Source organism: Novosphingobium sp., assembly GCF_041905565.1.
Lineage (GTDB): Bacteria > Pseudomonadota > Alphaproteobacteria > Sphingomonadales > Sphingomonadaceae > Novosphingobium.
In genome coordinates, this window is sequence record NZ_JAYRKX010000001.1 from 173,041 (window position 1) to 184,641 (window position 11,601).

An 11,601-nucleotide genomic window follows, 5' to 3' on the forward strand; every position below is an offset into this window, starting at 1 on the left:
AGCCTGACTGACACGAATTGGGGCGGCACCGGCAACGGCGCCGCCCTTTTTCGTATGGGGTGGCGTGACAAGGGCCCCCACCCTCCCCTAAGTCTCACCGTATGGCCGGTCCCGTTTCCTTCGATCCTTCCTCTGCCCTCGGTGACGCACTCGTGATCCTGGGGGCCGCGGGGATCGTGATTCCGCTGTTCGCCCGGCTGCGCATCACCCCGGTGATCGGGTTCATCCTGGTCGGGCTGGTGGTCGGGCCTTATGGCCTGGGGCGGCTGGTGTTCGACCATCCGTGGCTTGAATATGTCACAATTTCCGATCCCGAGGGGCTGAAACCCTTCGCCGAATTCGGGATCATCCTGCTCCTGTTCGAAATCGGGCTGGAACTGTCGTTCAACCGCCTGTGGGCGATGCGGCGACAGGTGTTTGGCGGCGGGGCGATGGAATTGCTGGTCGCGGGCAGCCTGATCGCCTTTGCGCTCAGCCTGATGGGCCAGCCGCTGGGCGGGGCAATGGGCCTGGGCCTGGCGCTGGCGATGTCCTCCACTGCGCTGGTCCTGCCGATCACCGGCACGCAAAGCCCGGTCGGCAAGGCCGCGCTGGCGACCCTGCTGTTCGAGGACATCGCCCTGGTTCCGGCGATCTTCCTGCTGGGCGCGCTGGCCCCGCACGCCGGAAGCGACAGTTGGTCGGCGCTTGGCCGCACGCTGGCGCTTGGCACCCTGGTGGTGGCACTGCTGCTCGTGCTGGGCCGCCTGCTGCTGCCGCGCCTGTTTGCGCAGGCCGCCCGCACGAAGAGTCCGGAACTGTTCATGGCCGCCAGCCTGCTGGTGGTAATCGTCGCCGCGCTGGCCACCGGCGCGGTGGGCCTGTCGCCGCTGATGGGCGCGCTGCTGGCGGGCCTGCTGATCGCCGAGACGGACTACCATACCGAAGTCGAAGCCTTCACCGCCCCGTTCAAGGGGCTGGCGCTGGGCGTGTTCCTGCTGACCGTGGGGATGAGCATCGACCTGCGCGTGGTCTGGGACAGCCTGTGGACCGTGCTGGCGGCAACCCTGGCGGTGCTGGTGCTGAAGGCCGTGGTCACCGCCTTTGCCCTGCGCCTGATGGGCGCGCGCGCCGGAACCGCGACCGAGGCCGGGATCCTGCTGGCCAGTCCTTCGGAAACCACGCTGATCGTGCTGGCCGCCGCCAGCGCCGCAGCGCTGATCCAGCCGGGCACCGCCCAGTTCTGGCAGATCGTGACTGCATTGGGCCTGACCGTGACGCCGATCCTGGCCTGGCTGGGGCGGCGGGTCGGACGCTCGGTCGACCAGGAAGCGGCCAGGCGCCAATCGGACGACGAACTCGATCCGGCGGACAGCCGCGCAATCATCGTCGGTTGCGGGCGCGTCGGGCGGTTGGTGGCCGATATGCTGGAAACCCATGGCAAGCCCTACCTGATGATCGATGCCGATGCCGATCAGGTCCGCGATGCAACCAGGCGCGGGCACAATGCGCGCTTTGGCGATGCGGCGAGAAGCGGCACCTTGTCACGGCTGGGCGTGGAACAGGCCAGCGCCGTGATCCTGACCATGGACGAACCGGTCGGCGCGCAGCGGCTGGTGCGCAAGCTGCGCGAACAATACCCAGAGCTGCCGATCATCGCCCGCGCCCGCGACGTCAGCCACGCCGCCGCGCTGTACCGCGCCGGCGCGACGCATGCCGTGCCTGAAACGCTCGAATCATCGTTGCAGCTGTCCGAAGCGGTGCTGGTTGACCTGGGCGTGCCGATGGGGCCGGTCATCGCCAGCATCCACGAAAAACGTGACGAGTTCCGGGCAAGGATCATGAAAGAGGGCGAGTTGGACGAGATGCCCCGCCTGAAAAGCGCAAGCCTTAGGGATCACTAGGCAACCTTGCGGATGGCGGTGTTCGAGGCGGCTTAGGCGGCAGCCCTTATGCGCGGGCGCAGATACCCGCTGCAACAAGGATCCGCCATGATCACCACGGCCCGCTTCGCCAGCCTGATCGCCGCCCCGCTGGCGCTGTGTGCGTCAGCGCTGCTCGCTTCGCCGCATACCCCCGCTGCCAAGGGCAAATCCCCGGCCGAACATGTCGGGGAAAAGACCCCCGCCCACGCCGCAGGCCAAGCACACGCCGCCGGGCCAGTCCACTGGACCTATTCCGGCGCGACCGGGCCGGACAGCTGGGGCGACCTCGCCGATGGCTTCAGCCAGTGCAAGACCGGGCACATGCAATCCCCGATCGACCTCGGCGCATCCGACATCCAGGGCCAGATCAACGTTCGCACCGCGTACCGCCCCGGGGCGATGAGCGTGCTGAACAATGGCCACACCATCCAGGTCAACTTCCCCGAAGGCTCGATCCTGTCGAGCGGCATTGCCCGCTACAAGCTGGTCCAGGTGCATTTCCACACGCCGTCCGAAGAAACGATCTATGGCGTGCCTTATCCGATGGTCGCGCACTTCGTGCATGCCGACCATGCCGGCAACCTGGCCGTGCTGGGCGTGCTGTTCGAGGAAGGCGCCCACAATCCCGAACTGGACAAAATCATCAAGGCCGCGCCGCGCAGCGAAGCCGCCGCGCGGCTGGTCGCTGGCGTCACGCTGGACCCGGCGCGGCTGCTGCCGTCCGAGCTGGCGGTTTGGCGCTATGACGGATCGCTGACCACGCCGCCGTGCAGCGAAGGCGTGCGCTGGCATGTGGCGATGCAGCCGGTTGCGGCCAGCGCCGCGCAGATCGCCGCGATCCACGCCATCATCGGCGACAATGCCCGGCCGATCCAGCCGCGCCACGGGCGCTTGCTGGTCGGCGGGACAGGCGGGCAGTAAGCCGGCGGCTCAGCCCGCCAGCACTGCCCGCACAGCGGCGATCGCCTCGGCCGCCTTGCTGCCGTCGGGGCCGCCGCCCTGGGCCATGTCGGGACGGCCGCCGCCGCCCTTGCCGCCCAGCGCTTCAACCCCGGCGCGAACCAGGTCGACCGCGCTGACGCGCCCGATCATATCCTCGGTCACCGCCGCGGCAATGCTGGCCTTGCCGTCGTTCACCGCGACAATCGCGGCCACGCCGCTGCCCATGCGCTGCTTGGCCTGGTCGAGCAGCCCGCGCAGTTCCTTGGGATCGAGCCCGTCAAGCACCTGGCCCGAGAACTTCACCCCGCCGACTTCCTCGTCAGCCGCCTGGGCCGCAGCGCCGCCGCCGCCGCCAAGGGCCAGCGCCTTCTTGGCCTCGGCCAATTCGCGTTCCAGCTTGCGGCGTTCCTCGACCAGCGCGGCAACGCGGGCCGAAACATCGTCTGGCGTGGTCTTGAGCAGGCTGGCCACGCCCTTCAGCGTGTCCTCGCGCGCGGTCAGCCACTGGCGCGCGCCTTCGCCGGTCAGCGCCTCGATCCGGCGCACGCCGGAACTGACCGCGCTTTCCGAAACGATGCGGAACACCCCGATATCGCCGAGCGCCCGCACGTGGGTCCCGCCGCACAGTTCGACCGAGTAATTGCGGCCCGCAGCGCTGCGACCCATGCTCAGCACGCGCACTTCATCGCCATACTTTTCGCCGAACAGCGCCATGGCCCCAGCCTCGATCGCGTCATCCGGGCTCATCAACCGGGTGACGACCGGATCGTTGGCGCGCACTTCGGCGTTCACTTCGGCCTCGATCGCGGCAATGTCCTCGGCGCTCAGCGCAGCGGGGTGCGAGAAGTCGAACCGGAGGCGGTCAGCCGCGACCAGCGAACCCTTCTGGGTGACATGCGCGCCCAGCCGACTGCGCAGTGCGGCGTGCAGCAGGTGGGTGGCCGAATGGTTGGCGCGGATCGCGTCGCGGCGGACCACGTCGATGTCGAGCTTGACCACATCGCCCACTTTGATCGTGCCGGCCTGAACCTGCGCGTTGTGGGCATGCAGGCGGCCCAGCGGCTTGGCCGTATCGCTGACCGCCAGGGTCAGCCCGTCAGCCCCGGTGATGGTCCCGGCATCGCCGCTCTGGCCGCCGCTTTCGCCATAGAACGGAGTCTGGTTGACGATCACGGTGACCGCTTCGCCAGCCCCGGCGCTGTCCACTTCCTTGCCGCCCTGGACCAGCGCGACGACCTGCGCCTCGCCGGTGTTGGCCGTATAGCCCGTGAATTCGGTCGCGCCGACGCGTTCGGCAATGTCGAACCACACTTCGCTGTCAGCCGCTTCGCCGCTGCCCTTCCACGCGGCACGCGCGGCGGCCTTCTGCTGGGCCATGGCGGCGTCGAAGCCGTCCTTGTCCACCGCAATGCCCCGGGCGCGCAGCGCGTCCTCGGTCAGGTCATAGGGGAAGCCGTAGGTGTCGTAGAGCTTGAACGCGATCTCACCGGGCAGCGAGGAACCCTCGCCCAGCCCTTCGGTCGCTTCGTCCAGCAGCTTCAGGCCATTGGCCAGCGTGCGGCGGAACTGCACTTCCTCGCGTAGCAGAGTTTCCTCGATCAGCGGCTGGGCCCGGCCGAGTTCCGGATAGGCCGCGCCCATTTCCGCGACCAGCGCGGGCACCAGGCGGTGCATCAGCGGGTCCTTCGCGCCCAACAGGTGGGCATGGCGCATCGCGCGGCGCATGATCCGGCGCAGCACATAGCCGCGCCCTTCGTTGCTGGGCAGCACGCCATCGGCCAGCAGGAAGCTGGTGGAGCGCAGGTGATCGGCGATCACGCGGTGGCTGGCCTGGGTTTCCCCTTCGGCCTTCACGCCGGTGAGGTTAACCGATGCGGCGATCAGCGCCTTGAAGGTGTCGGTATCGTAATTGTCATGCTGGCCCTGCAGCACGGCGGCGATGCGTTCCAGCCCCATGCCGGTATCGATGCTGGGCTTGGGCAGGTCGGCGACGATTTCCCCGGCGGCCTGCTCGAACTGCATGAACACCAGGTTCCAGATTTCGATGAAGCGGTCGCCGTCTTCCTCTGCCGAACCCGGAGGGCCGCCCCAGATGTGGTCGCCGTGATCGAAGAAGATTTCGCTGCACGGACCGCACGGGCCATCATCGCCCATTGCCCAGAAGTTGTCCTTGGTAGCGATGCGGATGATCCGGTCTTCCGGCAGGCCGGCGATCTTCTTCCACAGCTCGAACGCTTCGTCATCGGTGTGATAGACGGTGGCGAGCAGCTTGTCCTTGGGCAGGCCCCATTCGCGGGTCAGCAGGGTCCAGGCGTGGGTGATCGCCTGTTCCTTGAAATAGTCCCCGAAGCTGAAATTCCCCAGCATTTCGAAGAAGGTGTGGTGCCGGGCGGTATAGCCGACATTGTCCAGGTCGTTGTGCTTGCCCCCGGCGCGGACGCACTTCTGCGATGAAGTGGCGCGCGGCACGCTGCGCGTTTCCAGCCCGGTGAAGACGTTCTTGAACGGGACCATGCCCGCGTTGGTGAACATCAGCGTCGGATCGTTGTAGGGCACCAGCGGCGCGCTTTGCACCACATCGTGCCCGTTCGAGCCGAAGTAATCGAGGAAGGAGCGGCGGATTTCGTTCGTCGACGTCATAACGTGCCGCCGATACGGCAGGCCGCTCATCGCGGCAAGGCCGAAGCGCCGATTTCCGTGATCTGCCCTCTACCCTTTTCGCGCCGAAACCAGCCAGGCAGCCGCACCAAAGGCGATCAGGTTGCCGCTGCGGTGTTCTTCCAGCCAATTGGTGATCCGCGCCACAGCCTCGGCGAGCTCCTCGCCCTCAAGCGAACGTAGCATTGCGGCGGCGGGACCGATCCGCTTGAAGAAGTCCAGCGCCTCGGCCACCGGATCGTTGCCGGTGCTCGCGACATAGGCAAAATCGACCGGATCGCAGGCCACCGCCTGCCAGCCCGCGCCTTCCAGAATCGCTTCGACGTGGGCCGGATCGGCAAAGGCGAACGGCCCCGGCGCGCGCGGATCGGCGGCTGGCGGCAGGCGCAGCAATTGCGCCAGATCGCTGGCCCAGGGGTTTTCCAGCGGACTGCGAAAGCACGAAAACAGCAGCTGCGCGCCCGGCGCGGCCTGGTCATAAAGGTTGGCGAAAGCGGCGACCGGATCGTCGAAGAACATCACCCCGTGGCGCGAAATCAGCAGGTCCGGGGCGAACCCCGGCTCGCGCCAGCTGGCGGCGTCCGCTTCGACGAAGCTGGCGTTGCCCAAGAGGTCGCCCCGCCCGCGTGCCGCCGCGACCAGTTCGGCCGAGACATCGACTCCGATCACCCGGGCGTGGGGCCGCGCCCGCGCCACGGCCAGGGTCAGTTCCCCGGCGCCGCAGCCCACATCCAGCACGGCCTTGCCAGCGCAATCGCGGATTCGCTCCAGCAGCCGCTGGGTCAGCCCCGAAAAGCTGCGATCGGTCAGGTGATAATTTTCCGCCCAGGTGCGTCCGACCTGGGCCTGCCAATCCGTGCGTGTGGTCATGCTGCGCAGGCTAGGCCGACTGCCATTGCCCGACAAGCAACATTCACGGTGAAATTTTCACTTGCGACTCGCTGCTTGCAGGCAGACGCTTCGCCCCATTGCAGTGCGCGTCCGGCGCACGATCCGCGCCCGGCGCGCCTTCACGAACAGGAGGCGGAAGATGGGCCTTACCCAAAACGGAACCACACCCGGTGCGGCATTTACCCGTGCCGTCGCGCTCGTCGGCCCGGCCGGCACGGGAAAGACCAGCCTGGCCGAGGCGCTGCTGTTCGCCAGCGGCGCGATCACCCGGCAAGGCACGGTCGAGGCCGGCACCACGGTGGGCGATGCCAGCCCCGAAGCCCGCGCGCGCGGCGGCTCCACCGAAGTGAACCTGATGCACTTCGACTACATGGGCGACAGCTTTGCCCTGATCGACACCCCGGGCGGCGCAGGGTTTGCCGCCGATGGCCTGGCCGCGCTGCAATCGAGCGACCTGGCGCTGGTGGTGATCGACCCCGCGCCGGAACGGGCGGGCCTGGCCGAACCGTTCCTGCGCCAGCTTGACGAGTTGGGCGTGCCGCACGTCATCTTCATCAACAAGATCGAACACGCCCGCGCCGGCGCGGTGCGCGAAGTGGTGGCCGAATTGCAACCGATGAGTCGCGAGCCGCTGGCCCTGCGCCAGATCCCGATCCGCGAGGGCGAGCAGGTGACCGGCTATGTCGATCTCGCGCTGGAGCGCGCCTATCGCTATCGTCCCGGCAAGGAGAGCGAACAGGTCGAAATCCCCGGCGCGCTGCTGGAACGCGAACAGGAAGACCGCGCTCATCTGCTCGAAACGCTGGCCGATTTCGACGATGCGCTGATGGAAGCGCTGCTGATGGACGAAGTGCCCGACCAGCAGCTCGTCCTGGCCGATCTTGCCGCCGATACCCAGGCCAACAAGGTGGTACCGGTAGTGCTTGGTTCGGCGCTGTCGGACGGCGGGGTCCACCGCCTGCTCAAGCTGCTGCGCCACGAAGTGCCTTCGCCGGGCCGCGCCGCGGCGCGGATGGGCCTGCGCGAAGGCGGGGCGCTGCACGTGTTCAAGGTTGCCAACGGCGGAGCGATGGGCCGCCTCGCGCTTGGCCGCGTGCTTGGTGCCCGGCTGGCCGAAGGCGACGAACTGGTGGTTGGTTCCGCGCCCGAGCGCGCCGGATCGCTGTTCCTTGTCCAGGGCGACAAGACCGCCAAGCAAAGCGCCGCGCGCCCAGGCGACGTGGTGGCGGTCGCCAAGCTGGAGAACATCCGCCCCGGCATGATGCTGGGCAACAAGGGCGCGCGCTGCGCCGAGCCGGTCGCGATCAGCTATCCCCAGCGCAACGCGGCAGCGGCAATCACCACCCGCGACCGCAAGGACGACGTCAAGCTTTCCACCGCGCTTCACCGCCTGTGCGAGGAAGACCCGGCGCTGGAATGGCAGCAGGACGAAGCGAGCCACGAAACAATCCTGCGTGGGATCAACGATGATCACCTCGCCGTAGTAATCGCGCGGCTGCAACGCCGCTACGGGGTGGCGGTGGATAGCCATGCCCCGCGCATCGCCTACCGGGAATCGATCCGCAAAGGCGCGAACCAGCGCGGGCGGCACAAGAAGCAGAGCGGCGGGCACGGCCAATACGGCGACTGCGTGATCGAGATTCGCCCGCTGGAGCGCGGCGCCGGCTTCCTGTTCGAGGACAAGATCACCGGCGGGGCGATCCCCCGGCAGTACATCCCCGCTGTGGAAGCCGGGGTAAAGTACGCGATGGAGCGCGGTCCGCTGGGTTTCCCGGTGGTCGATGTCGCGGTGACGCTGCTCGACGGCTCGTTCCACGCGGTCGACTCGTCAGAACTGGCCTTCCGCATCGCCGGGCGCATGGCGATGGGCGAAGCGCTCGCTCAGGCCGCACCCTACCTGCTTGAGCCCGTAGTCCGCGTGGCGGTGGATACGCCGGCCGGAACCGGATCGAAGGCAGGCTCGGTGCTATCCGCGCGGCGCGGCCATATTGTCGGCCTTTCGCCGCATCCGAACTGGGCGCGATGGGAACGCGTCGAAGCCGAATTGCCCGAAAGCGCGCTGCACGGCCTCGATGCGGAATTGCGTTCGCTAAGCCAGGGATTGGCCAGCTTCACTGCCGAGTTCGATCACCTGGCCGAACTGGCAGGCAAGCATGCCGACGATGTGGTCCGGACCCAGGCGGCGCGGTTGGCCGCGGCCTAGGGTAAGCCGCAGCTGCCGTTCCGCGTGATCAGCGCGGCCAACTCGCGCAGCAGCTTGGCCGCCACGATCGCGGTCCGTTCGTGCTGGTCGAAGCGCGGGTTGTATTCGACAATGTCGGCACCGACGATCCGGCCGGTCTGGCGGCGCAAAACCGCCAGGACCTCGCGCACCGTCAGTCCGCCCGGTTCGGGGTGCGACACGCCCGGCGCTTCGGACGGGTCGATCCCGTCAAGGTCGATGCTGATGTAGAGCGGCCCCGGCAACACCGGCGCCCGGTCGGGCGCGAATTCTGCCATCGGCAGGATTTCCACCCCGAAGCGCTCGGCCTGTTCGCGGCAATGGCGATTGAGCGTGCGGATCCCGACCTGGACCAGACGGCTGGCCAGGCCCGCCTCCATGATCCGTGCGAAGGGCGATGCGTGGCTGCGCGGGTTGCCGTCGAACAATTCATAGAGATCTGGATGCGCGTCGAAATGCAGGATCGTCAGCGGCCCATGCGCCGCGTGGACCGCCTGGACAACCGGATGGGTCATGGCGTGATCCCCGCCCAGCACCAACGGCACCGCGCCCGAGGCGATGCTCTCGCTTACGGCGGCACGGATCAGCGCATCATCCTCGGCGCGTTCGAACAGTTGCAGGTCGCCCCGGTCGCGCAGTTCGAAGTCCTGCCCGATTTCCATCCCGTTTTCGCAGGCAAGGTTGCCGCGGTCCGACCACAAGGCCGCGCGGATCGCTGTTGGGGCCAGGGCAGCCCCGCGCTCGAACGAGGAATTGGCGTCGCTGGGCAGGCCGATCAGTTCGATCAACGGGCGCAAGTGAGTGCTCCATCAGGCGTGATGCTGCCCCCCATAACAGAAACCGGCGCGGTGCTCGCATGAAACACCGCGCCGGTCCTGTGGTAGGGAGACATGGCCCTGGGGTACGGGGACGGGCCATGCCTCCTTCTCAACCCCGGCGCTGCGGCGGGCGGGCCGCGGCCGGAATTCTTCGAAGATCAGATATCGTCGTCCGCGTCCGGGCCGCTCATCATCTCTTCGGCAAGACCATCGGTCTGGCTGCGGATCGCAGCCTCCAGCCGGTCGCAAACTTCACGATTGTCCTTGAGGAACTGCTTCGCGTTCTCGCGCCCCTGGCCGATCCGGATCGAATCGTAGGAGAACCACGCGCCGCTCTTCTCGACGATGCCGGCCTTGACCCCGAGATCGAGGATTTCGCCGATCTTGGAAATGCCTTCGCCGTACATGATATCGAATTCGACCTGCTTGAACGGCGGGGCAACCTTGTTCTTGACCACCTTCACGCGGGTCGCGTTGCCGACGATTTCGTCACGGTCCTTGATCTGCCCGGTGCGGCGGATGTCGAGCCGGACCGAGGCGTAGAACTTGAGCGCGTTGCCGCCGGTGGTGGTTTCCGGATTGCCGTACATCACACCGATCTTCATGCGCAGCTGGTTGATGAAGATCACCATGCAGCGCGAGCGGCTGATCGAACCGGTCAGCTTGCGCAGGGACTGGCTCATCAGGCGGGCCTGCAGGCCAACGTGGCTGTCGCCCATTTCGCCTTCGATTTCGGCCCGGGGCACCAGCGCGGCGACCGAATCAACCACCAGCACGTCGATCGCGTTCGAGCGCACCAGCGTGTCGGTGATTTCCAGCGCCTGTTCACCCGTGTCGGGCTGCGAGACAATGAGTTCGTCGATGTTGACGCCCAGCTTCTTGGCATAGACCGGGTCGAGCGCGTGTTCGGCGTCGATGAAGGCCGCGGTCCCGCCGTTCTTCTGTGCTTCGGCGATGACATGCAGCGCCAGCGTGGTCTTGCCCGAGCTTTCCGGCCCGTAAACTTCGATCACGCGGCCACGCGGCAGGCCGCCCACGCCCAGCGCGATATCGAGTCCGAGGCTGCCGGTCGAAATTGCTTCGACCTGCATCGTTTCCTTCGAGCCCAGCTTCATTGCCGAGCCCTTGCCAAACGCGCGGTCGATCTGCGCCAGCGCAGCTTCCAGCGCCTTCTGACGATCCATGTTGTCCTTGCCTTCCTGAATCAGCTTGAGTTGAGCAGCCATTGTTCGTCCCCTTGCCTAACCAGCCGACCCGGAAGGTCAACTTGCGACTCGTGTACCGCGTTTGTTCCATGAGAACAAGAGGGGAACTGGAACATTTTTCGAACACTTATAAATCATTGATATTATGATCTTTAACCCCAATGATTCGAACTGTCTTGCGGAACATTGCGTTTTTTCCGGGGCCTTCTAGGTTCACCGCCAATGGAACTTCTCGCGCCCGCGCATTTCGCCCCTGACCTGTTCATCCCGCGATACTCCCCACGCGTCTGCGGCGCATGGACGCTGGATGTGATCGGGATGGGGTTCATGCCCGGCTACTGGTCAGGGCCGAGCCTCGTCGCGATTGTGGCGGCGCTCCACCGCCAGGGTGCGACCTGGATGTCGATCACGCCGCTTGAACTGGAAAGCCAGGGGATCGGCGTGCGGCTGGCCCATGGCCACGTGTTGATCTGCGGCCTGGGCCTGGGCTGGGCCGCAGCCGCCTGCGCGATGCGCGATGCGGTGCGTGCGGTGACCGTGATCGAATTTGACCCGGATGTGATCGAACTGCACCGCGAGTTGGACCTGTTTGCCCAGCTGCCCCCGGCCGAGCGGGCCAAACTGCGAGTCGTGCAGGGCGATGCGCTGACCTGGCAGCCGGATGGCGAGCCGATCGACTTCCTGATGCCGGACATCTGGCTGCCGCTGATCGACGATGTCCGGCTTGATCAGGTGCGGCAGATGCAAGCCAACGTCGCGGCGGGCGCGATCCATTTCTGGGGCCAGGAACTGGTCATCGCCCGCGCCGCGATCGCGGCCGGACGGACCATCGACGCTGCGGGAATCGCCGCAACCGTGGCCGAATGGGGCTTGCCGCTGGTCGGCCCCGAGTTGCCGGACTATGCCGACTGGACCCTGGCGGCGGCGCGCCGGCACTTGCCCGAACTGGCAGCTGCCTGAGC

At 67.0% G+C, this 11,601-nt stretch carries 8 protein-coding genes; 4 read left to right on the forward strand and 4 right to left on the reverse strand.

The genetic code is table 11. The features are described 5' to 3' along the window. Window positions 1-101 precede the first annotated feature (101 nt). Complete coding sequence (locus ACE3N9_RS00850; RefSeq protein WP_374279903.1) at window positions 102-1,883, forward strand: cation:proton antiporter; 1,782 nt, start codon at window positions 102-104, stop codon at window positions 1,881-1,883. An 87-nt stretch (window positions 1,884-1,970) separates the two neighbouring features. Continuing rightward, window positions 1,971-2,825 (forward strand): carbonic anhydrase, encoded by an 855-nt coding sequence (locus ACE3N9_RS00855; protein WP_374279905.1) that lies wholly within the window; start codon window positions 1,971-1,973, stop codon window positions 2,823-2,825. Between the two features lie 9 nt (window positions 2,826-2,834). On the opposite strand, the gene alaS is transcribed toward ACE3N9_RS00855, so the two are convergent. Next, on the reverse strand, window positions 2,835-5,486 hold the full coding sequence (gene alaS, locus ACE3N9_RS00860; RefSeq protein WP_374279907.1) for an alanine--tRNA ligase: 2,652 nt from the start codon (window positions 5,484-5,486) through the stop codon (window positions 2,835-2,837). Between the two features lie 69 nt (window positions 5,487-5,555). Then, window positions 5,556-6,374: a trans-aconitate 2-methyltransferase gene (locus ACE3N9_RS00865; protein ID WP_374279909.1), complete on the reverse strand. Its 819-nt coding sequence runs from the start codon at window positions 6,372-6,374 to the stop codon at window positions 5,556-5,558. A 160-nt stretch (window positions 6,375-6,534) separates the two neighbouring features. On the opposite strand from ACE3N9_RS00865, the gene ACE3N9_RS00870 reads away from it, so the two are divergent. Further along, entirely contained in the window at window positions 6,535-8,598 is a 2,064-nt protein-coding gene (locus ACE3N9_RS00870) for an elongation factor G (protein ID WP_374279911.1), read from the forward strand. Here ACE3N9_RS00870 and ACE3N9_RS00875 read toward each other — a convergent pair. Together ACE3N9_RS00875 and recA are read right to left on the reverse strand one after the other, a co-directional pair. After that, window positions 8,595-9,413, reverse strand: coding sequence for an agmatinase family protein (locus ACE3N9_RS00875; RefSeq protein ID WP_374279913.1), 819 nt, complete (start codon window positions 9,411-9,413; stop codon window positions 8,595-8,597). The genes ACE3N9_RS00870 and ACE3N9_RS00875 overlap by 4 nt on opposite strands. Before the next feature lie 179 nt (window positions 9,414-9,592). Then, on the reverse strand, window positions 9,593-10,660 hold the full coding sequence (recA, locus tag ACE3N9_RS00880) for a recombinase RecA (RefSeq protein WP_374279915.1): 1,068 nt from the start codon (window positions 10,658-10,660) through the stop codon (window positions 9,593-9,595). 201 nt (window positions 10,661-10,861) lie between these two features. On the opposite strand from recA, the gene ACE3N9_RS00885 reads away from it, so the two are divergent. Then, entirely contained in the window at window positions 10,862-11,599 is a 738-nt protein-coding gene (locus tag ACE3N9_RS00885; RefSeq protein ID WP_374279917.1) for a hypothetical protein, read from the forward strand. The last annotated feature ends 2 nt before the right edge of the window (window positions 11,600-11,601 follow it).

Excerpts from the sequence above, each read along its gene's own strand:
- ACE3N9_RS00870 (WP_374279911.1), top strand. The coding sequence starts at position 6,535 with ATGGGCCTTACCCAAAACGGAACCACACCCGGTGCGGCATTTACCCGT.
- ACE3N9_RS00865 (WP_374279909.1), bottom strand. The coding sequence starts at position 6,374 with ATGACCACACGCACGGATTGGCAGGCCCAGGTCGGACGCACCTGGGCG.
- recA (WP_374279915.1), bottom strand. The coding sequence starts at position 10,660 with ATGGCTGCTCAACTCAAGCTGATTCAGGAAGGCAAGGACAACATGGAT.
- ACE3N9_RS00885 (WP_374279917.1), top strand. The coding sequence starts at position 10,862 with ATGGAACTTCTCGCGCCCGCGCATTTCGCCCCTGACCTGTTCATCCCG.
- ACE3N9_RS00850 (WP_374279903.1), top strand. The coding sequence starts at position 102 with ATGGCCGGTCCCGTTTCCTTCGATCCTTCCTCTGCCCTCGGTGACGCA.
- ACE3N9_RS00855 (WP_374279905.1), top strand. The coding sequence starts at position 1,971 with ATGATCACCACGGCCCGCTTCGCCAGCCTGATCGCCGCCCCGCTGGCG.
- alaS (WP_374279907.1), bottom strand. The coding sequence starts at position 5,486 with ATGACGTCGACGAACGAAATCCGCCGCTCCTTCCTCGATTACTTCGGC.